Origin of the sequence: Pseudomonas salmasensis, assembly GCF_014268375.2 — a bacterium.
Lineage (GTDB): Bacteria > Pseudomonadota > Gammaproteobacteria > Pseudomonadales > Pseudomonadaceae > Aquipseudomonas > Aquipseudomonas salmasensis.
The window spans coordinates 3,566,896-3,588,271 of sequence record NZ_CP077083.1; the positions used below are offsets into that span (position 1 = coordinate 3,566,896).

Consider the following 21,376-nt stretch of genomic DNA (forward strand, 5'->3'; position numbering starts at 1 on the left):
TTACTCGGCCATCGAAGAAGAACGGGAGGTAGGGATAGGTGGAACCGGGTCATAACCACCGGGATTCCACGGATGACAGCGACCTAAACGACGAAAGGTCAGCCAGCCACCGCGCAGAAGACCATGATTTTCTATGGCCTCTAACGCGTAGCAGGAACAACTGGGGTAGAAACGACAGTGGCTGGCCATCAGAGGACTAATGGCATAGCGATAAAACTGGATCGGAACGATTGCCAGTTTACGCATCAAGGCTGTCTACCCCTACAGTTTCGGTGCTGACTGCTGGTGCTGGCTTGTGGGTACGCGCCAAACGTTTCCAGAGCTTGCCGAAATGCTGAATCAATTCGGGGTTTTCTACATCACCCAAGCCTTTGCGCGCGACGATAACAATATCCCAACCAACCAGAGTGTCCTGGTGGAGGCGAAACGATTCGCGCATCAGACGCTTGAGGCGATTGCGCTCAACGGAGAGCTTTACGCTCTTCTTGCCGATCACCAACCCGAGACGGGGGTGATCAAGATCGTTGTTACGCGCAAGGAGCAGGAGATTTTTCCCCGGAACCTTGCCGGTGGGGGAGTCAAAGACTGCCTTGAAATGCCGGGGGGTTAGCAGACGCTTTTCCCGACTGAAGTCCTGACTCACCACCAGTACCGGATTATCAAACTGCCAGACGCGCACGACCTTTGGCGCGGCGACGCGACAGGACAGCACGGCCGTTCTTGGTAGCCATGCGAGCACGGAAGCCGTGAGTGCGGGCGCGTTTGATGGTGCTTGGTTGGAAAGTACGTTTCATGGCGTTGTTACCTGGTTCGTCCACAACGGGCCGGAATGGCCCCCGTTTTAAGAGACCGGCGATTCTAGAGAAAGCAAGCCTCTAGGTCAATTTCCAACCAGCTTTTCCTTTAATTAGATGTCGACGGGGTCATGACGCCCTTCTCCCGGTTTGGCTTCCATCTGCCATGCCATAGATATAAAAATAAAGAAGGAAATTATTTAAAGCTTTTCTGTAAAGCTTATAAAAGCTAGGGGCGCGATCATCTGTGGATAACTGCCTTTAGCCCTTGTTCTACGTGTTGTACAGAGAATGACAACACAGGGGAGAAGCAGTGCTCTGCCTGTGCTGCGCTGTCGGATAAGCTGTGTGTGGAACAGGTAGTTATCCACAGGCCAGTTACCCACAGACTTTCGACCCCACTTGTACAACGAGCTTAGGTGGGTTTATCCACAGAGCTTATGCACAGACCACTGGTCGCATTTTTAGCGGTTAAGGCATTGATTTTGGGTGGCCTGTGAGCAACCTACATGTGGATAAGTGGACGACTGGCCGCTACAATGGCGGCTGTTTTTGCCTCACCGGCTTTCAACTTAGGGGATATCCGTGTCAGTGGAACTTTGGCAGCAGTGCGTGGAGCTTTTGCGCGATGAGCTGCCTGCCCAGCAATTCAACACCTGGATCCGTCCGCTACAGGTCGAAGCCGAAGGCGACGAGTTGCGTGTCTATGCGCCCAATCGTTTTGTCCTCGACTGGGTCAACGAGAAGTACCTGGGCCGCGTTCTCGAATTGCTCGATGAACATGGCAACGGTCTTGCGCCTGCTCTTTCCTTATTAATAGGCAGCAAACGCAGCTCTGCTCCCCGCGCCGCGCCGAATGCGCCATTGGCCGCCGCCGCGTCGCAAGCCCAGGCCGCAGTAGCGCCTGTCGCCGCGGCACCTGCACCGACAGCCGCGCCGTCCAAACCATCGTCGCGCAAAAATTCGCCAGAGAATGAGGAGCCGTCTCGCGACAGCTTCGACCCGATGGCCGGTGCCAGCTCCCAGCAGGCGCCTGTGCGCGCCGAGCAACGCACTGTGCAGGTAGAAGGCGCGCTCAAGCACACCAGTTACTTGAACCGCACGTTTACCTTCGAAAACTTTGTCGAAGGTAAATCCAACCAGCTGGCCCGAGCGGCCGCCTGGCAGGTCGCCGATAACCCCAAGCATGGTTACAACCCGCTCTTCCTTTATGGCGGCGTGGGCTTGGGTAAGACGCACTTGATGCACGCTGTTGGTAACCACCTATTAAAGAAGAACCCAAATGCCAAGGTGGTTTACCTGCATTCGGAGCGCTTCGTGGCCGACATGGTCAAGGCCTTGCAGCTCAACGCCATCAACGAGTTCAAGCGTTTCTATCGCTCCGTTGATGCGTTGTTGATCGATGACATTCAGTTCTTCGCCCGCAAGGAACGTTCCCAGGAAGAGTTCTTCCACACCTTCAACGCCCTGCTCGAAGGTGGCCAGCAGGTCATCTTGACCAGTGACCGTTACCCCAAGGAAATCGAAGGCCTGGAAGAACGTCTGAAGTCGCGTTTCGGCTGGGGCCTGACCGTTGCAGTCGAGCCACCGGAGCTGGAAACTCGTGTTGCGATCCTGATGAAGAAGGCCGATCAGGCTAAAGTCGATCTGCCGCACGATGCTGCGTTCTTCATCGCCCAACGCATCCGTTCCAACGTGCGTGAACTGGAAGGCGCGCTCAAGCGGGTCATCGCTCACTCGCACTTCATGGGCCGCGATATCACCATCGAGCTGATTCGCGAATCCTTGAAAGACTTGTTGGCCTTGCAGGACAAGCTGGTGAGTGTGGATAACATCCAGCGCACCGTGGCCGAATACTACAAGATCAAGATTTCCGACCTGCTGTCCAAGCGCCGTTCGCGCTCGGTCGCACGTCCACGTCAGGTTGCCATGGCCCTTTCCAAGGAGTTGACCAACCACAGCCTGCCGGAAATCGGTGATGTGTTTGGCGGACGCGACCACACCACGGTCTTGCACGCATGCCGCAAGATCAATGAACTTAAGGAATCCGACGCGGATATTCGCGAGGACTACAAGAACCTGCTGCGTACACTGACTACGTGATGACACCAGCGCAGCTTATTAAGGCAAGGGACTAGACCATGCATTTCACCATTCAACGCGAAGCCCTGTTGAAACCCCTGCAACTGGTCGCAGGCGTCGTCGAGCGCCGACAGACCTTGCCGGTGCTTTCCAACGTATTACTGGTGGTCGAGGGGCAACAGTTGTCCTTGACCGGTACCGACCTGGAAGTCGAACTGGTGGGTCGCGTCCAGCTCGAAGAGCCCGCCGAACCGGGCGAGATCACGGTGCCGGCGCGCAAGCTGATGGATATCTGCAAAAGCCTGCCCAACGATGCGCTGATCGACATCAAGGTGGATGAGCAAAAGCTGGTGGTCAAGGCTGGCCGCAGCCGTTTCACCCTGTCGACCTTGCCGGCCAATGACTTCCCAACCGTGGAAGAAGGCCCTGGCTCGCTGACGTGCAGCCTGGAGCAAAGCAAGCTGCGTCGCCTGATCGAGCGCACCAGCTTCGCCATGGCCCAGCAGGACGTGCGTTACTACCTCAACGGGATGCTGCTGGAAGTCTCGGAAGGCATCATCCGCGCCGTGGCCACCGACGGTCACCGTCTGGCGATGTGCTCGATGCGTGCCGATATCGGTCAGCCGGATCGTCACCAGGTGATCGTTCCACGCAAAGGTATCCTTGAACTGGCGCGCTTGCTCACCGAGCCGGACGGCAATGTCAGCATCGTGTTGGGCCAGCACCACATTCGCGCGACCACCGGCGAGTTCACCTTCACCTCCAAGCTGGTCGACGGCAAGTTCCCGGACTACGAGCGTGTGTTGCCTAAAGGTGGCGACAAGTTGGTGGTCGGTGATCGTCAGGCTCTGCGTGAAGCCTTCAGCCGTACGGCGATTCTGTCCAACGAAAAGTACCGTGGTATTCGCCTGCAGCTGGCCAACGGCCAACTGAAAATCCAGGCCAACAACCCGGAACAGGAAGAGGCGGAAGAAGAAGTGGGTGTCGACTACAACGGCGCTTCGCTGGAAATCGGCTTTAACGTGAGCTACCTGTTGGACGTGCTGGGGGTGATGACCACCGAACAGGTTCGTCTGATCCTGTCGGACTCCAACAGCAGCGCCCTGGTGCAAGAATCCGACAACGACGATTCGGCTTACGTTGTCATGCCGATGCGCCTGTAACCATGCTCAGCAGAAGCTAGATGTCCCTTAGTCGCGTCTCGGTCACCGCGGTGCGCAATCTGCACCCGGTGACCTTCTCCCCTTCCCCCCGCATCAATATCCTCCATGGCGCCAACGGCAGTGGTAAAACCAGCGTGCTGGAAGCCATCCACCTGCTGGGGCTTGCGCGTTCTTTCCGCAGTGCCCGCCTGTTACCCGTTATCCAGTACGAACAATTGGCCTGCACCGTATTTGGCCAAGTGGAACTGGCTGAGGGCGGTCATAGCAGCCTGGGGATATCGCGTGATCGCGGTGGGGAATTCCAGATACGAATCGATGGGCAAAATGCGCGCAGCGCAGCGCAACTGGCAGAGATCCTGCCGTTGCAACTGATCAACCCCGACAGCTTTCGATTGTTGGAAGGTGCCCCGAAAATCCGTCGGCAATTCCTCGACTGGGGTGTGTTCCACGTGGAACCACGCTTCATGGCCACTTGGCAGCGCCTGCAGAAGGCCCTGCGGCAGCGGAACTCATGGCTGCGGCATGGTACACTTGACGCCGCTTCGCAAGCAGCCTGGGACCGTGAACTGTGCCTGGCCAGCGACGAAATAGATGAATACCGTCGCGCCTATATCAAAGCCTTGAAACCAGTCTTTGAGCAGACCTTGAGCGAGTTGTTGGACCTCGAGGGGCTGACGCTGAGTTATTACCGGGGTTGGGACAAAGAACGTGAGCTGAGTGCAGTGCTCGCAACGTCCTTGCAACGGGATCAGCAAATCGGCCACACCCAGGCCGGACCCCAGCGCGCTGATTTGCGCCTTAGATTAGGTGCACACAATGCTGCGGACATCTTGTCCCGCGGCCAGCAGAAGTTGGTGGTCTGTGCGTTGCGTATCGCGCAGGGCCATTTGGTTAGCCAGGCTCGGCGCGGTCAGTGTATTTATTTGGTGGATGACTTGCCGTCGGAGCTCGACGAGCAGCACCGCCGCTCGCTATGCCGCTTGTTGGAAGACTTACGCTGCCAGGTGTTTATCACTTGTGTAGACCACGAATTATTGAGGGAAGGCTGGCAGACGGAAACGCCAGTCGCTTTGTTCCACGTGGAACAAGGCCGTATCACCCAGACCCACGACCATCGGGAGTGAAGGCATGAGCGAAGAAAACACGTACGACTCGACCAGCATTAAAGTGCTGAAAGGTTTGGATGCCGTACGCAAACGTCCCGGTATGTACATTGGCGACACCGATGATGGTAGCGGTCTGCACCACATGGTGTTCGAGGTGGTCGATAACTCCATCGACGAAGCTCTGGCCGGTCACTGCGACGACATCAGCATTATCATCCACCCGGATGAGTCTATTACCGTGCGTGACAACGGTCGTGGCATCCCGGTAGACGTGCACAAAGAAGAAGGCGTTTCGGCGGCAGAGGTCATCATGACCGTGCTCCACGCTGGCGGTAAGTTCGACGACAACTCCTATAAAGTCTCCGGCGGTTTGCACGGTGTAGGTGTGTCGGTAGTGAACGCCCTGTCCGAAGAACTGATCCTCACTGTCCGCCGTAGCGGCAAGATTTGGGAGCAGACCTACGTCCACGGCGTACCACAGGAACCGATGAAAATCGTCGGTGACAGTGAAACCACCGGTACCCAGATCCACTTCAAGCCATCGGAAGAAACCTTCAAGAACATCCACTTCAGCTGGGACATCCTGGCCAAGCGGATTCGCGAACTGTCTTTCCTTAACTCCGGTGTCGGCATCGTCCTCAAGGATGAACGCAGCGGCAAGGAAGAGCTGTTCAAGTACGAAGGTGGCCTGCGTGCGTTCGTTGAATACCTGAACACCAACAAGACTGCGGTCAACCAGGTGTTCCACTTCAACATCCAGCGTGAAGACGGCATCGGCGTGGAAATCGCCCTGCAGTGGAACGACAGCTTCAACGAGAACCTGTTGTGCTTCACCAACAACATTCCACAACGCGATGGCGGTACTCACCTGGTGGGTTTCCGTTCTGCGCTGACGCGTAACCTGAACACCTACATCGAAGCGGAAGGCTTGGCGAAGAAACATAAAGTCGCCACCACCGGTGACGATGCCCGTGAAGGCCTGACGGCGATTATCTCGGTCAAGGTACCGGATCCGAAGTTCAGCTCCCAGACCAAAGACAAGCTGGTGTCTTCCGAAGTGAAGACCGCGGTTGAACAGGAAATGGGTAAGTACTTCTCCGACTTCCTGTTGGAAAACCCGAACGAGGCCAAGCTGGTTGTCGGCAAGATGATCGATGCTGCCCGCGCCCGTGAAGCCGCACGTAAGGCCCGCGAGATGACCCGCCGTAAAGGCGCGCTGGATATCGCCGGCCTGCCAGGCAAGCTGGCCGACTGCCAAGAGAAAGACCCTGCCCTCTCCGAACTGTACCTGGTGGAAGGTGACTCTGCTGGCGGTTCCGCCAAGCAGGGTCGTAACCGTCGCACCCAGGCCATCCTGCCGTTGAAGGGCAAGATCCTCAACGTTGAGAAGGCCCGCTTCGACAAGATGATTTCCTCCCAGGAAGTCGGCACCTTGATCACGGCATTGGGCTGCGGTATTGGCCGTGACGAGTACAACATCGACAAGTTGCGCTACCACAACATCATCATCATGACCGATGCTGACGTCGACGGTTCGCACATCCGTACCCTGCTGCTGACCTTCTTCTTCCGTCAGTTGCCGGAGCTGATCGAGCGTGGCTACATCTACATTGCCCAGCCGCCGTTGTACAAAGTGAAAAAGGGCAAGCAAGAGCAATACATCAAAGACGACGACGCCATGGAAGAGTACATGACGCAGTCGGCCCTGGAAGATGCGAGCCTGCACTTGAATGACGAAGCACCGGGCATCTCGGGTGAGTCGCTGGAGCGCCTGGTCAACGACTTCCGCATGGTTATGAAAACGCTCAAGCGTTTGTCGCGCCTGTACCCTCAGGAGCTGACCGAGCACTTCATCTACCTGCCGGCGGTGAGCCTGGAGCAGTTGGGCGATCACGCCGCCATGCAGGATTGGCTGGCCCAATACGAAGTGCGCCTGCGTACTGTGGAGAAGTCTGGCCTAGTGTACAAAGCCAGCCTGCGTGAAGACCGCGAGCGTAACGTATGGCTGCCAGAGGTCGAACTGATCTCCCATGGCCTGTCGAACTACGTCACCTTCAACCGCGACTTCTTCGGCAGTAACGACTACAAGACCGTTGTCACCCTCGGCGCGCAACTGAGCACCCTGCTGGACGACGGTGCTTACATTCAGCGTGGCGAACGCAAGAAGCAGGTCAAGGAGTTCAAGGAAGCCTTGGACTGGTTGATGGCGGAAAGCACCAAGCGTCATACCATCCAGCGCTATAAAGGTCTGGGCGAGATGAACCCTGATCAGCTGTGGGAAACCACCATGGACCCTGCTCAGCGTCGCATGCTGCGTGTGACCATCGAAGACGCCATTGGCGCAGACCAGATCTTCAACACCCTGATGGGTGATGCGGTCGAGCCTCGTCGTGACTTCATCGAGAGCAATGCCCTGGCAGTTTCTAACCTCGATTTCTAATCAGGCACGTCTGCTAAAAACAAAAGGCCAACGCTTAGCGTTGGCCTTTTTTGTTGGTCCGCAGTCGCGCATTTTTAAATGCTCCACGTGGAACATCGGCATATTTAACTTTCCGCGGCGGGTGTCACACTCTCCAATCGATACCCGTATCCGTAGATCGTCAACAGCTGCCAGCCGCGATCCGCGGTCAGCCCTAGCTTGTTACGCAGGCGGTAGATATGCGTGTCCAACGGCCGCGACGAGACCATTTCTTCGTGGCTCCAGAACCGCTCATACAGGTACTCGCGAGACAATGGCCGGGCCAGGTTGGCAAATAGGCAACTGGCCAGGCGGTATTCCCGCTCTGTCAGGTTGATGGGTTTGCCTGCGCGGGTCACAGTCAGTTCGGCATCGTCGAACGTCAGGTCGTTAAAGCTCTGCACTTCCTGGCTAGCCGACTTCTGCAAACCGTGGCGCCGCAGGACGGCGCTGACTCGAGCTTTGAGTTCGTTGGGCCTAAACGGCTTGCTGACATAATCATCCGCCCCGCTATTCAACGCCGTCACGATGTCGCTCTCGGCATCGCGACTGGTGAGCATGATGACGGCAGGGGGCGATTCCATGTGCTCGCGAGTCCAGCGCAATAACGCTATCCCGGAGATGTCCGGCAGTTGCCAGTCGAGGATCAGCAGGTCAAAGGTTTCCCGACGTAGCTGGCGCAGCAGGTCTTCACCGCGCTCAAAGAAATGCAGGGACCAGGGCTGTTCAGCCGGTCCGGGAATCTGTCGCAGTGTCTGTTCCACCCGTCGCAACTCCGCGGGTTCGTCATCCAGTATTGCGACACGCATAGGCGGGGTCCTTCCTACAAAAATACGAGAGCTTGAATGGGGGGCACATGTTGTACAAATGCCGGCCTCTGAATCTGAATAATTATGGACGGATTCTACAGTGCTTGGATCTCTCGATACGCTGAAAGCGCCGTAAACTCAATTCTCTGTGATCTTCGAAGAAGATATCGGCTCCTGTTGGTCTGGAAAAGGCTCGGCGCCCATCGCCTCGCCCGTGCGTCATGCCTGCTCCAATGTGCGGTATCGTTCATCGTGCGGCCGTGGGAAGTCCTCCAATGAGACCGAAATAAGCTTCACTGGTTTCAGAACACCGCATGCACTTCATCGCAACCCCATGGAGAGGGATCCTGGGCTTATGACACTTTTACTTAATGACCATCAATGCCTTGGCACGCTCGTGGCGGTAGCCCTGTGAACCTATGGCGCAAAGCCGAGAAACGCCAACCTACCCAGGCCCAGCTTTTGTTCCATGGGTTGGTTCGTGAATGGCTGCTGATCGGTCTGGTACTCCTGCCCTTTACCGCCTACTTATCCTTGAGCGCTGGCCTGGCGCTTAACAATCCGCTCTATGACAGCCTGCGCCGCCTCACGCCCTTACCGGTGGACCCACGCATCGTTCTGGTGACCATCGATGCGCCGAGCCTCGAAGCACTTGGGCCGTGGCCTTGGCCACGCAGCGTACATGCCGAGCTGATTGAACGCCTGAACGCCGCCCAGCCGGCGGGTATTTTGTTTGATGTGATCTTCAGTGAGAGCGGCAACAGTCATGACGACCAGCGCCTGGCCGATGCCGTATGCAAAGCCGGCAATGTATTGCTGCCCATCGCCGGGGACAGCAGCGTCAGTCCCAAGGCCCAGGTAACGCCGTTGTCGCCACTGCTTAAGTGCGCCAAGGGCGTCGGGCACATCAACGTCGAAGCGGATAAAGACGGTGTGGTGCGTAGCGTGTATCTACGTGAGGGCCCTGCGGGAAGCACACTCCCTCAGTTGGCGTGGCTGGCATTCGCCATGAGCGAGCATGCCGAGACGATGCCGGGCCTGCCGCAAGAGCCTACTGGAGGGCACTGGCATCAGGAACATGAGATTCGTGTGCCGTTCACTTCGGAACCAGACCATTTTCCCAGTGTGTCCTACGTCAGCGTACTACGCGGCGAGGTACCTCCCGAGTCGCTGCGGGGTCGCCTGGTTCTGATCGGCGCCTCAGCCTATGGCATGGCCGATCGTTTCGTGACGCCGCTCTCTTCCACCGTGGGCACCACTGCGGGGGTTGAGATCCAGGCTGAAGTACTGAATGGTTTATTGCAGGGTCGCAGCATCGTCGATCTGCCCGGCTGGTTGGCGGCGTTGCTGGCAACGTCCCTGGTGGCCCTGCTGTTGGGCCTTCTGCTTGTGCGCCCCCGCTACGCCCTGTGGATGACCTTGGCAGGTATGGGCGCGGCGTTGCTGGGCTCATGGGCCCTATTGCGCCTGGGCCACTGGTGGAGCCCTGCAGCGTGCCTGATCGGTTTGTTGCTGAGTTACCTGATCTGGAATTGGCGACGCCTGAGCGTAATCCTCGCCTACTTTGGCTGGGAACTGGCACGCCTGGATAACGAACCCAAGGTGCTTCCGGAGCGTCGTCGCGCGCCAGCCAGCAAGGGCGATGTGTTGCAAGGGCGGATCTTTGCCCTTGAACAAGCCGTCAGCCGTACCCGCGATACGCGGCGCTTTATGGCGGACGGCTTGGAGTGCCTGCCGGTAGCGACCTTGATCACCGATCCCCAGGGCAGCATCTTGTTGGCCAACCGCGTGGCCCGTGAAGTATTCGGCAATGAACTGGTCGGCGAAAACCTCGTCGAACAGCTCGCCGATCTGGGTTATCCCCCGCTGCATAATGGTGTACGCCCTGCCCTCTCGGCGCTGGAACTGGTCGAGTTTCGCGATATCCACCAACGCAGTTTGCGCATGGAACTGGCTCCTTTGCTGCCTGCCGAAGGTGATTTTGCCCTCGGCTGGTTGTTGAGCCTCACGGACCTGAGCAAGGAGCGTGAGGCCCAGCAGCACCGCGAGACGATGCTGCGTTTCCTTTCCCACGACCTGCGTGCACCGCACTCAGCGATCCTTGCCCTGTTGGACGTGCACAACGGGGAGTCCCCGGTGTTTACCCAGATCGAACAGCAGGTGCGGCGGGCCTTGAGCCTGACCGAATCCTTTGTGCAATTGGCCAAGGCTGAAGCGGACGGTTATCAGTTCCAACCCACCCTGTTCGCCATGCTGGTGATGGACGCCTTTGATCAAGTGGCGGTGATTGCGCAGTTGAAGGGCATCCATTTGGTTCACGACCTGGATGAGGCGGACGAGGCCATGGTCTACGCCGACCAATCGCTGCTCACCCGGGCGTTGTTCAATGTGCTGGAGAACGCGATCAAATACTCCCCATCCGGTACCACCGTCAGGTTGAGGCATGGCAGTGCGCAAGGTTGGTTGGAATGCAGGATAAGCGACCAGGGACCGGGGATTGCGCCTGAGGATCTGCCGGAGTTGTTTAACCAATACCGACGTTTCGATTCGGCTCAAGGCAGTGAGGGGCTTGGACTGGGGCTGACCATGGTTAAAGCAGTGTTGGAGCGGCACGGTGGGCGCATCGTGTGTGAAAGTGAGCTGGGCAAGGGCTCGACGTTTATCCTGCTGCTGCCGTTATTGGAGGACTGAAAAAGCGGCTTTTCTGCTGTGCATAAAAACCGGTCACAAGGACCGGTTTTTTTATGAAGAAAAAACTTATGCACGTTTTTCCGAATTTTATTAGCTTCAGAAATATGTAAGTAAATCAGCTTGTTATGATGCAAAAAAGCCAATTCGCCAACAAAGCGTACACAGGTTATCCACAGATGCTCAAACTACCGGCGTCTCCACCACCACCGGTTCCGGAGGCAGGGAGCCCATGGCCCGTTGCTGCGCCTCATTCCACGCCGCAGCGCGGTCGTTCAGGGCGGCGATGGCACGTGGTCCTTCGCCTTCTGCGTACATCGGTTCGCCGATCACCACAGTGATAGTGCCTGGGCGTTTGGCCCAGCCAGTCTTGGGCCAGAACTTGCCGGCGTTATGCGCAATTGGCAGCACAGGCAGGTTGGCGTTGACCGCCAGGGCGGTACCACCGCGTGAGAACTTGCCCACCGTGCCGTAGGGCACCCGCGTGCCCTCAGGGAAGATCAGCACCCAGACGCCGTCCTTGAGCAACTCATCGCCCTTCTTGGCGACATGCTTGAGCGCAGCCTTGGGGTTGTCACGGTCGATGGCGATCGGACGCAACATGGCCATGGCCCAGCCGAAGAACGGCACATACAGCAACTCGCGCTTGAGCACCTGGCTCAACGGCGAGAAGTACGCCGAGAGGAAGAACGTCTCCCAGGTGCTCTGGTGGTTGGAGAGAATCACGCACGGTTGATCAGGGACGTTTTCAGCGCCTTTGATCTCGAAACGAATATTCAGGAACACCTTGCTCAGCCACAACGCGCAGCGGCACCAGTAGACGTTGATGAAGCGATAGCGCGCCTTGAAGGGCAGGAACGGTGCAATAAAAAAGCTCAGGGTGCACCAGAGAAACGAACTGGTGCCCAGCAGCAGGTAAAAGAAAAAGGTTCTGATGGCCTGCAAGATCGACATGGCGGCATTTACCGTTGCGGGACACGGCCCGCCTGTTAAAAGCGCACTCCCGAACAGTCCTTGGTCAGGAAGTCGAGGGCGGCTAGTTGTTGATAAGTTCTGCGGCAACGGCCGCCAGATCGTCAAAAATCAAGGTGCCTACCGGCAGGTTTTTAGCCTGGGTCTTTTCGCCTTTCCCGGTTTTAACCAAAACTGGCTGAGAGTCGACGGCTTTGGCCGCCTCCAGGTCACCGAGGCTGTCCCCGACGAACCATATCCCAGCCAAGGGCACCTTGTAATGTTCTGCAATAATTTTCAACATGCCAGGCTTGGGCTTGCGGCAATCGCAGCCCTCATCCGGCCCGTGGGGGCAATAAACCACCAGCCCTACCTCACCGTCCTGCTCGGCCACTAATGTGCGTAAACGCGCGTGCATGGCCTCCAGGGTCGCGATGTCGTAGTAACCCCGGGCGATGCCGGACTGGTTGGTGGCGATGGCCACCGTCCAGCCGGCTTTGCTCAACTGCGCGATGGCCTCGATCGAACCGGGCAGTGGGATCCACTCCTCCACCGACTTGATGTAAGCGTCGGAGTCGTAGTTGATCACCCCGTCCCGATCGAGAATCAGCAGTTTCAACATGATCAGCCCAGTACGGAGATGTCGGCGATATTGATGAACAAGCCACGCAGGCGCGCGAGCATGGCGTAGCGGTTTTTGCGCACGCCAGCATCGTCGGCATTGATCATCACCGCTTCGAAGAACGCATCCACCGGCTCACGCAACGACGCCAGGCGCGCCAGCGCTTGCGCGTAGTCACGTTCGGCGATCAGCGGCTTCACGGCGTTCTCGGCCTTGGCAATGGCCGAGTTCAGCGAGAACTCCTTGGCATCGGCGAACAGGCCCGGGTCGACTTCAGCAGTGCCGAGGTTATCGGCCTTGCTCAGCAGGTTCGACACGCGCTTGTTCACGGCGGCCAGGGCATCGGCTTCCGGCAGCTTGCGGAACGCTTGCACGGCTTGTACACGCTGGTCGAAGTCCAACGCCGAGCCCGGTTGCAGCGCACGTACCGACAGGTAGACGGAAACGTCCACGCCTTCGTCTTCGTAACGCGCACGCAGGCGGTCGAACACGAACTCCAGCACTTGCTCGGCCAGGCCGGCTTGCTTGACCTTGGTGCCGAACTGGCCGACGGCGAATACCACGGCCTGGGTCAGGTCGAGGTCCAGCTTTTTGTCGATCAGGATACGCAGCACGCCCAAGGCCGCACGGCGCAGGGCATACGGGTCTTTGCTGCCGGTGGGCAGCATGCCGATACCGAAGATACCCACGAGGGTGTCCAGCTTGTCGGCAATGGCCACGGCTGCACCGGTCAGGGTGCTCGGCAGTTCTGCACCGGCACCGCGAGGCATGTACTGCTCGTTCAGAGCCAGGGCGACATCATCCGGCTCGCCGTCGTTGAGGGCGTAGTAGTAACCGGCCACGCCTTGCATCTCTGGGAACTCGCCGACCATTTCGGTGGCCAGGTCGCACTTGGACAGCAAACCGGCACGGGCGGCCCAGGCTGCGTCGCCGCCAATACGTGGGGCAATGTAGGCCGCCAGCTTGGAAACACGCACGGCTTTGTCGTAGACGCTGCCGAGTTTTTCCTGGAACACCACGTTTTGCAGGCGCAGGTTGAAGTCTTCCAGCTTCTGCTTCTTGTCTTGCTTGAAGAAGAACTCGGCGTCGGTCAGGCGCGGGCGCACGACTTTTTCGTTACCGGCGATGATTTGCTGTGGGTCTTTGCTTTCGATGTTGGCCACGGTGATAAAACGCGGCAACAACTTACCGTCCACGTCCAGCAGGCAGAAGTATTTCTGGTTGTCCTGCATGGTGGTGATCAAGGCTTCTTGCGGCACGTCGAGGAAACGCTCTTCGAACGAGCACACCAGCGGCACCGGCCATTCCACCAGGGCGGTCACTTCGTCCAGCAGGCTTGGCGGCACGATGGCGGTGCCTTCCTGCAGACGGGCCAGCTCTTCGGTGCGCTTGCTGATCAGCTCGCGACGCTCATTGGCGTCGGCCAGCACATAAGCAGCGCGCAGGTCGTTGAGGTAGTTGGCCGGCGAAGTGATGCGCACGCTTTCTGGATGATGGAAGCGGTGACCACGGGAATCACGACCGGCCTTCTGGGCGAGGAGGGTGCAATCGATGACCTGGTCACCGAGCAGCATCACCAGCCATTGGGTCGGGCGCACGAACTCTTCCTTGCGCGCACCCCAGCGCATGCGCTTGGGGATAGGCAGGTCGTTCAGGGAATCTTCAACGATGGTCGGCAACAGGCTGGCGGTCGGCTTGCCGGTGATGACCTGGCTGAAACGCAGTTTCGGGCCGCTCTGGTCGATCTCGCTCAGCTCCACGCCACACTTCTTGGCAAAGCCAAGGGCGGCCTGGGTCGGGTTGCCTTCGGCGTCGAAAGCCGCCTGGCGTGGTGGGCCATCCAGGTTGATGTTGCGATCCGGCTGCTGGGTTTCCAGCGCGGTCAGCAGCACAGCCAGGCGGCGCGGCGCGGCGTAGACTTTTTTGGCTTCAAACTTCAGGCCGGCAGTCTGCAGGCCTTTTTCGATACCGGCCAGGAATGCATCGGCCAGGGTATTGAGGGCCTTGGGTGGCAGCTCTTCGGTGCCCAGTTCAACCAGGAAATCTTGAGCACTCATTGTGCAGCCTCCAGCTTAGCCAACACTTCATCACGCAAATCCGGGGTTGCCATCGGGAAGCCCAGCTTGGCGCGAGCCAGCAGGTAGGCTTGGGCGACGGAACGCGCCAGGGTGCGTACACGCAGGATGTATTGCTGGCGCGCAGTAACCGAAATGGCACGGCGGGCATCCAGCAGGTTGAAGGTATGGGAGGCCTTCAACACCATTTCATAGCTTGGCAACGGCAGCGGCTGGTCGAGTTCGATCAGGCGCTTGGCTTCGCTTTCATAGAAGTCGAACAGTTCGAACAGTTTGTCGACGTTGGCGTGTTCGAAGTTATAGGTGGACTGCTCCACCTCGTTCTGGTGGAACACATCGCCGTAGGTCACCTTGCCGAATGGGCCGTCAGCCCACACCAGGTCGTAGACCGAGTCCACGCCTTGCAGGTACATGGCCAGGCGTTCCAGGCCATAGGTGATCTCGCCGGTGACCGGGTAGCACTCGATGCCGCCGGCTTGCTGGAAGTAAGTGAACTGCGTCACTTCCATGCCATTGAGCCAGACTTCCCAGCCCAGGCCCCAGGCCCCCAGGGTTGGCGATTCCCAGTTGTCTTCGACGAAACGGATGTCGTGCACCAGTGGGTCCAGGCCCACATGTTTCAGCGAGCCCAGGTACAGCTCCTGGAAGTTGTCCGGGTTGGGCTTCAATACCACCTGGAACTGGTAGTAGTGCTGCAGACGGTTCGGGTTTTCGCCGTAGCGGCCGTCAGTCGGGCGGCGACTGGGCTGCACATAAGCGGCGTTCCAGGTTTCCGGGCCGATGGCCCGCAGGAATGTAGCGGTGTGGAAAGTGCCGGCGCCTACTTCCATATCGTAGGGCTGAAGTACCACACAACCTTGCTCGGCCCAGTATTGCTGGAGGGCGAGGATCAAGTCTTGGAAGGTACGCACGGCTGGCGTAGGCTGGCTCACGAAATTCACCTGTTACTTGGGCTGCGATTTAAAGAGCGGGAGTATACCCGATTCGGCCCCGCCACCACTCCCTGGAGCCTTATGCCACGCTGCTTTTGGTGTTCTGAAGATCCGCTGTACATGGCTTATCACGATCAAGAGTGGGGAACGCCGCTGCGCGATGCGCAGGGTTTGTTCGAGTTGCTTTTGCTCGAAGGGTTCCAGGCAGGCCTGTCCTGGATCACCGTTTTACGCAAACGCGAGCATTATCGAAAGGTGTTGTTCGGCTTTGACGCGCAGCGTCTGGCGCAGTTGAGCGATGAAGAAATCGAGGTGCTGATGCAGGACCCGGGCATCGTGCGCAATCGCTTGAAGCTCAATGCCACCCGACGCAACGCTGCGGCCTGGCTGGCGCTGGAAGATCCGGTGGGGTTGCTGTGGTCGTTTGTCGGCGGCAAACCCAAGGTCAATCACTTCAAGGATCGCAGCGACGTCCCGGCGATTACGCCCGAAGCCCAAGCCATGAGCAAAGCCTTGAAAAAGGCCGGCTTCACCTTCGTCGGGCCGACCATCTGCTACGCCTTCATGCAGGCCTCGGGCATGGTCATGGACCACACCCAGGACTGCGACCGTTACGCGGAGTTGGTCAACGCCGGTTAGAATGCCGGCTTTGCGCACCACACACGATCAGGAGTGACCTGTGGAAAAGTTTAAAGGCGCCTTGCTGGTAGGCGCTCTTCGGTTGTTTGCCCTGCTGCCCTGGCGCGCCGTACAAGCCGTCGGCACGGGGATCGGCTGGATCATGTGGAAAACCCCCAACCGTTCCCGCGATACGGTGCGGATCAACCTCTCCAAATGCTTCCCGGACATGGACCCGGCCGAGCGCGAGCGCCTGGTGGGCCGCAGCCTGATGGACATCGGCAAGTCCCTCACCGAAAGCGCCTGCGCGTGGATCTGGCCGGCGCAGCGCTCTATCGACCTGGTCCGCGAAGTCGAAGGCCTGGAAGTGCTGCACGAGGCCCTGGCTTCTGGCAAAGGCGTGGTAGGCATCACCAGCCACCTGGGCAACTGGGAAGTGTTGAACCACTTCTATTGCAGCCAGTGCAAACCGATCATTTTCTATCGCCCGCCCAAGCTCAAGGCCGTGGACGAGTTGCTGCGCAAGCAGCGCGTGCAGTTGGGCAACCGCGTGGCGGCGTCCACCAAGGAAGGCATTCTCAGCGTGATCAAGGAAGTGCGCAAAGGCGGCCAGGTGGGTATTCCTGCCGACCCGGAGCCGGCTGAGTCCGCCGGGATCTTCGTACCGTTTTTTGCCACCCAGGCGCTTACCAGCAAGTTCGTGCCGAACATGCTTGCGGGCCACAAGGCGGTGGGGGTGTTCCTGCATGCCCTGCGCCTGCCGGACGGCTCGGGCTACAAAGTGATTCTGGAGGCGGCGCCGGAGGACATGTACAGCACCGACACCGCGACGTCCTGTGCGGCGATGAGTAAGGTAGTAGAGCGTTATGTCGGCGCTTACCCAAGCCAGTACATGTGGAGCATGAAGCGCTTCAAGAAACGCCCGCCGGGTGAGGCGCGGTGGTACTGACTCACCGCTGATCTTCTAGCCAATGGAGATCAATGTGGGAGCTGGCTTGCCTGCGATGGCATCACCCCGGTGTAACTGATCGACCGAGGTGCTGCCATCGCAGGCAAGCCAGCTCCCACAGGGGTTTGTTTCAAGCCTGGCGATCTAGTTTCTTCAGAAACACAGTCATCTCTTTCTCGGCCTGTTTGTCGCCATGGGCCAACGCCGCTTCTATGCCTTTTTCCCAAGCGTGTCGTGCCCCAGCGTTATCACCCTGCCCCAACTGCGCCTTGCCCAACAACTTCCACGCCGCCGAATACTTCGGGTCGAACTCGACGCATCGCTGCAAATGCTCGGCCGCCTTGGCGTTGTCCTTCAGGTCCAAGTAACCCTTGCCCAGGCCAAAGCGCAGTAATGAATTGTCCACGCCCTTGGCGAGCATTTTTTCCAGGGACTCCAGCATCGGTTCACTCCTTGATCAGAAAAAGCTCAACCCCACGTGGAACAGCTTCTCCACATCGCGGATATGTTTTTTATCCACAAGGAACAGAATCACATGGTCACCGGTGGCGATCACTGTGTCGTCGTGGGCAATGATCACTTCTTCATCGCGAATGATCGCGCCAATGGTGGTGCCCGGCGGCAGGCCGATATCGCGGATGGCCTTGCCGATGACCTTGCTCGACTTCGAATCGCCATGAGCAATCGCCTCGATGGCTTCCGCTGCGCCACGGCGCAACGAGTGCACGCTGACAATGTCGCCACGGCGCACGTGGGCGAGCAAGGTGCCGATGGTCGCCAACTGCGGGCTGATGGCAATGTCGATATCGCCGCCTTGGATCAGGTCCACATAGGCCGGGTTGTTGATGATGGTCATCACCTTCTTCGCCCCCAGCCGCTTGGCCAGCAAGGACGACATGATGTTGGCTTCGTCATCGTTGGTCAGGGCCAGGAAGATGTCGGCGTCGGCGATGTTCTCTTCCATCAGCAGGTCACGGTCCGAGGCGCTGCCTTGAAGTACGACAGTGCTGTCGAGGGTGTCGGACAAATGCCGGCACCGCGTCGGGCTCATCTCGATGATCTTCACCTGGTAGCGGCTTTCGATGGCTTCGGCCAAACGCTCGCCAATCTGCCCACCGCCCGCGATGACGATGCGTTTGTAGCTTTCGTCGAGCCTGCGCATTTCGCTCATGACCGCGCGAATATTCGCCTTGGCGGCGATGAAAAACACTTCGTCGTCAGCCTCGATCACCGTATCGCCCTGGGGCAGGATCGGCCGGTCACGGCGGAAAATCGCGGCGACGCGGGTTTCCACGTTCGGCATGTGTTCACGCAGCTGGCGCAACTGCTGGCCCACCAGCGGCCCGCCGTAATAGGCCTTCACGGCCACCAGTTGCGCTTTGCCTTCGGCGAAGTCGATCACCTGAAGCGCACCTGGAATTTCGATCAGGCGCTTGATGTAGTGGGTCACCACCTGTTCCGGGCTGATCAGTACGTCTACCGGAATGGCGTCGTTGTCGAACAGCCCAGCGCGGGTCAGGTAGGCCGCTTCGCGCACCCGAGCGATCTTGGTCGGGGTGTGGAACAGGGTGTGGGCGACCTGGCAGGCGACCATGTTGGTCTCGTCGCTGTTGGTCACGGCCACCAGCATGTCGGCATCGTCGGCACCGGCCTGGCGCAGCACCGTCGGAAACGACGCGCGGCCTTGCACCGTACGGATGTCCAGGCGGTCGCCCAGGTCGCGCAAACGCTCGGAATCGGTGTCGACCACGGTGATGTCGTTGGCTTCACCGGCCAAATGTTCGGCCAGCGTGCCACCGACCTGCCCTGCTCCAAGGATGATGATTTTCATCCGGTCACTCCCTTAAAACCATTCAGCCGCGTGCGGCGGCGATCTTGATCAGTTTGGCGTAGTAGAAGCCATCGTGCCCGCCTTCTTGCGCAAGCAGTTGGCGACCGTGGGGCTGCTTGATGCCGGCCGTGGTGGCGAGGTCCAGCTCACGCGCGCCGCTGGTGCGTGCGAGGAAGGCTTGGATGACCTCGGTATTTTCGGTGGGCAAGGTGGAGCAGGTGGCGTAAAGCAGGATGCCGCCGACTTCCAGGGTGGGCCACAGCGCGTCGAGCAGTTCGCCTTGCAGCACCGCGAGGGCGGCGATGTCGTCGGGCTGGCGGGTCAGCTTGATGTCCGGATGACGGCGGATCACGCCGGTGGCCGAGCAGGGAGCGTCCAGCAGGATGCGCTGGAAGGGCTTGCCGTCCCACCAGGTGGCGGTGTCGCGGCCATCCGCGGCGATCAGTTCAGCGCTCAAGCCCAGGCGTGCGAGGTTTTCCCGCACGCGCACCAGGCGCTTGGCTTCAAGGTCCACCGCGACGACACCGGCCAGGCCTTTTTCCACTTCAAGGATGTGGCAGGTCTTACCGCCGGGCGCGCAGCAGGCATCGAGGACGCGCTGGCCGGGGGCAAGGTCGAGCAAGTCGGCGGCCAACTGCGCAGCTTCGTCCTGCACACTGATCCAGCCTTCGGCAAAGCCCGGCAGGCTGCGCACATCGGCAGCCGTTTCGAGCACGATGCCGTCCGTGCTGTACACACAGGGCGTGGCGTTGATGCCAGCGTCCGCCAGTAACTGCAAATACGCGTCACGACTGTGGTGGCGACGGTTGACCCGCAGGATCATCGGCGGATGCGCGTTGTTGGCTGCGCAGATGGCTTCCCATTGCTCAGGCCAAAAGGCTTTCAGGGATTTTTGCAGCCAACGCGGGTGGGCGGTGCGCACCACTGGGTCATGTTCCAGCTCGGCGAGCAGGGCTTCGCTTTCGCGTTGGGCGCGGCGCAGCACGGCGTTGAGCAGGGCCTTGGCCCAAGGTTTTTTCAGCTTGTCGGCGCACCCGACGGTTTCACCGATGGCCGCGTGGGCGGGCACGCGGGTGTAGAGCAACTGGTAGAGGCCCACCAGCAACAGCGCCTCGACATCGGCGTCTGCCGCTTTGAACGGTTTTTGCAGCAGCTTGGCGGCCAGCGCAGACAACCGTGGCTGCCAACGGGCGGTGCCAAAGGCCAGGTCCTGGGTAAACCCCCGGTCGCGGTCTTCGACCTTATCCAACTGCGTCGGCAGCGAACTGTTCAGCGAAGCCTTGCCGTTGAGGACGGCGGCAAGAGCCTTGGCGGCGGCCAGACGTGGGTTCATTGAGTGACCACCCCAAGCGTGGTGCCCAGGGCGAATTTCTCACGACGGCTATTGAACAAATCGCTGAAGTTCAGCGCCTTGCCGCCGGGCAATTGCAGACGCGTCAGGCACAGCGCCTGTTCACCGCAAGCCACCAACAGGCCGTCTTTGCTGGCGCCGATGATCTCGCCGGGAGCGCCTGCGCCATCGGCCAGGGTCGCGGCCAACACTTTCAAGGCTTCGCCGTTGAGGGTGCTGTGGCAGATCGGCCATGGGTTGAAGGCACGTACCAGGCGCTCCAGCTCCACGGCCGGGCGGCTCCAGTCAATGCGCGCTTCGTCCTTGTTCAGCTTGTGGGCGTAGGTGGCCAGGCTGTCGTCTTGGATTTCGCCTTGCAGGGTGCCGGCAGCCAGGCCGGCGATGGCCTGGATCACGGCGGGCGGGCCCAGTTCAGCCAGGCGGTCGTGCAGGCTGCCGCCGGTGTCTTGGGCGGTGATCGGCGTGGTGACCTTGAGCAGCATCGGCCCGGTATCCAGGCCGGCTTCCATGCGCATCACGGTCACGCCGCTCTCGCTGTCGCCGGCTTCAACGGCGCGTTGAATCGGCGCCGCACCGCGCCAGCGTGGCAGCAGTGAAGCATGACTGTTGATGCAACCCAGGCGCGGGATATCCAGCACAGCCTGAGGCAGGATCAAACCGTAGGCCACCACCACCAGCAGGTCCGGCTTCAGCGCGGCCAGTTCGGCCTGGGCCTCGGCGTTACGCAGGGTCGGCGGCTGCAACACGGGAATGTTGTGCTCCAGCGCCAACTGCTTGACTGGGCTGGGCATCAGTTTTTGCCCGCGACCGGCCGGGCGATCCGGCTGGGTGTACACCGCGACGATGTCATAAGGGCTGGCAAGCAGCGCCTTGAGGTGTTCGGCGGCAAATTCAGGAGTGCCGGCAAAAACAATGCGCAATGGCTCGGTCATGGGAGTTCTCGGTTA

At 59.3% G+C, this 21,376-nt stretch carries 18 protein-coding genes and 1 pseudogene; 7 read left to right on the plus strand and 12 right to left on the minus strand.

What is annotated here, in order from left to right:
• Genes yidD through rpmH form a run of 3 tightly spaced genes read right to left on the minus strand, consistent with a single transcriptional unit; the run spans position 1 to position 794 of the window.
• On the minus strand, positions 1 to 246 hold the full coding sequence (yidD, locus tag HU731_RS16070) for a membrane protein insertion efficiency factor YidD (protein ID WP_019816912.1): 246 nt from the start codon (positions 244 to 246) through the stop codon (positions 1 to 3).
• Positions 239 to 646 carry a ribonuclease P protein component gene (gene rnpA / locus HU731_RS16075; protein WP_020302575.1) on the minus strand — a complete coding sequence of 136 codons (408 nt, stop codon included), beginning with the start codon at positions 644 to 646 and terminating at the stop codon, positions 239 to 241. Before rnpA ends, yidD begins: the two co-directional genes overlap by 8 nt.
• A gap of 13 nt (positions 647 to 659) precedes the next feature.
• The gene (rpmH, locus tag HU731_RS16080; protein WP_003213577.1) at positions 660 to 794 is read right to left on the minus strand and encodes a 50S ribosomal protein L34; all 135 of its coding nucleotides are present in this window, start codon (positions 792 to 794) and stop codon (positions 660 to 662) included.
• Positions 795 to 1,379: 585 nt separating this feature from the next.
• On the opposite strand from rpmH, the gene dnaA reads away from it, so the two are divergent.
• From dnaA to gyrB, 4 genes are read left to right on the plus strand one after another with little or no spacing between them, the layout of a single operon-like run.
• Positions 1,380 to 2,897, plus strand: coding sequence for a chromosomal replication initiator protein DnaA (dnaA, locus tag HU731_RS16085; protein WP_186607485.1), 1,518 nt, complete (start codon positions 1,380 to 1,382; stop codon positions 2,895 to 2,897).
• Between the two features lie 38 nt (positions 2,898 to 2,935).
• Positions 2,936 to 4,039, plus strand: a complete 1,104-nt coding sequence (dnaN, locus tag HU731_RS16090; protein ID WP_003187250.1) for a DNA polymerase III subunit beta — start codon at positions 2,936 to 2,938, stop codon at positions 4,037 to 4,039.
• 20 nt (positions 4,040 to 4,059) lie between these two features.
• A complete protein-coding gene (gene recF / locus HU731_RS16095) occupies positions 4,060 to 5,163 on the plus strand; it encodes a DNA replication/repair protein RecF (protein ID WP_003187251.1) in 1,104 nt (367 codons plus the stop codon).
• Positions 5,164 to 5,167: 4 nt separating this feature from the next.
• On the plus strand, positions 5,168 to 7,585 hold the full coding sequence (gene gyrB, locus HU731_RS16100; RefSeq protein WP_003187253.1) for a DNA topoisomerase (ATP-hydrolyzing) subunit B: 2,418 nt from the start codon (positions 5,168 to 5,170) through the stop codon (positions 7,583 to 7,585).
• Between the two features lie 104 nt (positions 7,586 to 7,689).
• Here the strand turns inward: gyrB and HU731_RS16105 are convergent, their stop codons facing one another.
• Positions 7,690 to 8,412, minus strand: a complete 723-nt coding sequence (locus HU731_RS16105) for a response regulator transcription factor (protein ID WP_186607484.1) — start codon at positions 8,410 to 8,412, stop codon at positions 7,690 to 7,692.
• 411 nt (positions 8,413 to 8,823) lie between these two features.
• Here HU731_RS16105 and HU731_RS16110 point away from each other — a divergent pair, with 411 nt between their 5' ends.
• Positions 8,824 to 11,103 carry a CHASE2 domain-containing protein gene (locus tag HU731_RS16110; protein ID WP_186607515.1) on the plus strand — a complete coding sequence of 760 codons (2,280 nt, stop codon included), beginning with the start codon at positions 8,824 to 8,826 and terminating at the stop codon, positions 11,101 to 11,103.
• A gap of 180 nt (positions 11,104 to 11,283) precedes the next feature.
• Here the strand turns inward: HU731_RS16110 and HU731_RS16115 are convergent, their stop codons facing one another.
• The 4 genes and pseudogenes from HU731_RS16115 to glyQ all read right to left on the minus strand — a co-directional run bounded on the left by HU731_RS16115 (position 11,284) and on the right by glyQ (position 15,680).
• Positions 11,284 to 12,054, minus strand: coding sequence for a lysophospholipid acyltransferase family protein (locus HU731_RS16115; protein WP_186607483.1), 771 nt, complete (start codon positions 12,052 to 12,054; stop codon positions 11,284 to 11,286).
• A gap of 82 nt (positions 12,055 to 12,136) precedes the next feature.
• A pseudogene (gene gmhB / locus HU731_RS16120) lies at positions 12,137 to 12,712 on the minus strand (D-glycero-beta-D-manno-heptose 1,7-bisphosphate 7-phosphatase); the annotation flags it as partial.
• Positions 12,676 to 14,730 (minus strand): glycine--tRNA ligase subunit beta, encoded by a 2,055-nt coding sequence (gene glyS, locus HU731_RS16125; protein WP_161903707.1) that lies wholly within the window; start codon positions 14,728 to 14,730, stop codon positions 12,676 to 12,678. The gene glyS and the pseudogene gmhB, both read right to left, overlap by 37 nt.
• Entirely contained in the window at positions 14,727 to 15,680 is a 954-nt protein-coding gene (glyQ, locus tag HU731_RS16130; protein WP_003187265.1) for a glycine--tRNA ligase subunit alpha, read from the minus strand. Before glyQ ends, glyS begins: the two co-directional genes overlap by 4 nt.
• An 81-nt stretch (positions 15,681 to 15,761) precedes the next feature.
• Here glyQ and HU731_RS16135 point away from each other — a divergent pair, with 81 nt between their 5' ends.
• Positions 15,762 to 16,319, plus strand: coding sequence for a DNA-3-methyladenine glycosylase I (locus HU731_RS16135; RefSeq protein WP_186607482.1), 558 nt, complete (start codon positions 15,762 to 15,764; stop codon positions 16,317 to 16,319).
• A gap of 40 nt (positions 16,320 to 16,359) precedes the next feature.
• Positions 16,360 to 17,247, plus strand: coding sequence for a lysophospholipid acyltransferase (locus HU731_RS16140; protein ID WP_014716285.1), 888 nt, complete (start codon positions 16,360 to 16,362; stop codon positions 17,245 to 17,247).
• A gap of 130 nt (positions 17,248 to 17,377) precedes the next feature.
• Here the strand turns inward: HU731_RS16140 and HU731_RS16145 are convergent, their stop codons facing one another.
• Genes HU731_RS16145 through fmt form a run of 4 tightly spaced genes read right to left on the minus strand, consistent with a single transcriptional unit; the run spans position 17,378 to position 21,361 of the window.
• Positions 17,378 to 17,689 (minus strand): tetratricopeptide repeat protein, encoded by a 312-nt coding sequence (locus HU731_RS16145; RefSeq protein WP_032894369.1) that lies wholly within the window; start codon positions 17,687 to 17,689, stop codon positions 17,378 to 17,380.
• 15 nt (positions 17,690 to 17,704) lie between these two features.
• Positions 17,705 to 19,078, minus strand: coding sequence for a Trk system potassium transporter TrkA (gene trkA / locus HU731_RS16150; RefSeq protein WP_003187270.1), 1,374 nt, complete (start codon positions 19,076 to 19,078; stop codon positions 17,705 to 17,707).
• Positions 19,079 to 19,100: 22 nt separating this feature from the next.
• On the minus strand, positions 19,101 to 20,411 hold the full coding sequence (rsmB, locus tag HU731_RS16155; RefSeq protein ID WP_186607481.1) for a 16S rRNA (cytosine(967)-C(5))-methyltransferase RsmB: 1,311 nt from the start codon (positions 20,409 to 20,411) through the stop codon (positions 19,101 to 19,103).
• Entirely contained in the window at positions 20,408 to 21,361 is a 954-nt protein-coding gene (fmt, locus tag HU731_RS16160) for a methionyl-tRNA formyltransferase (RefSeq protein WP_186607480.1), read from the minus strand. Before fmt ends, rsmB begins: the two co-directional genes overlap by 4 nt.
• Positions 21,362 to 21,376: the final 15 nt, after the last annotated feature.

Coding starts and splice junctions, on each gene's coding strand:
- glyS (WP_161903707.1), bottom strand. CDS start 14,730: ATGAGTGCTCAAGATTTCCTGGTTGAACTGGGCACCGAAGAGCTGCCA.
- HU731_RS16135 (WP_186607482.1), top strand. CDS start 15,762: ATGCCACGCTGCTTTTGGTGTTCTGAAGATCCGCTGTACATGGCTTAT.
- trkA (WP_003187270.1), bottom strand. CDS start 19,078: ATGAAAATCATCATCCTTGGAGCAGGGCAGGTCGGTGGCACGCTGGCC.
- HU731_RS16115 (WP_186607483.1), bottom strand. CDS start 12,054: ATGTCGATCTTGCAGGCCATCAGAACCTTTTTCTTTTACCTGCTGCTG.
- HU731_RS16105 (WP_186607484.1), bottom strand. CDS start 8,412: ATGCGTGTCGCAATACTGGATGACGAACCCGCGGAGTTGCGACGGGTG.
- recF (WP_003187251.1), top strand. CDS start 4,060: ATGTCCCTTAGTCGCGTCTCGGTCACCGCGGTGCGCAATCTGCACCCG.
- fmt (WP_186607480.1), bottom strand. CDS start 21,361: ATGACCGAGCCATTGCGCATTGTTTTTGCCGGCACTCCTGAATTTGCC.
- yidD (WP_019816912.1), bottom strand. CDS start 246: ATGCGTAAACTGGCAATCGTTCCGATCCAGTTTTATCGCTATGCCATT.
- rpmH (WP_003213577.1), bottom strand. CDS start 794: ATGAAACGTACTTTCCAACCAAGCACCATCAAACGCGCCCGCACTCAC.
- gyrB (WP_003187253.1), top strand. CDS start 5,168: ATGAGCGAAGAAAACACGTACGACTCGACCAGCATTAAAGTGCTGAAA.
- dnaN (WP_003187250.1), top strand. CDS start 2,936: ATGCATTTCACCATTCAACGCGAAGCCCTGTTGAAACCCCTGCAACTG.
- HU731_RS16145 (WP_032894369.1), bottom strand. CDS start 17,689: ATGCTGGAGTCCCTGGAAAAAATGCTCGCCAAGGGCGTGGACAATTCA.
- rsmB (WP_186607481.1), bottom strand. CDS start 20,411: ATGAACCCACGTCTGGCCGCCGCCAAGGCTCTTGCCGCCGTCCTCAAC.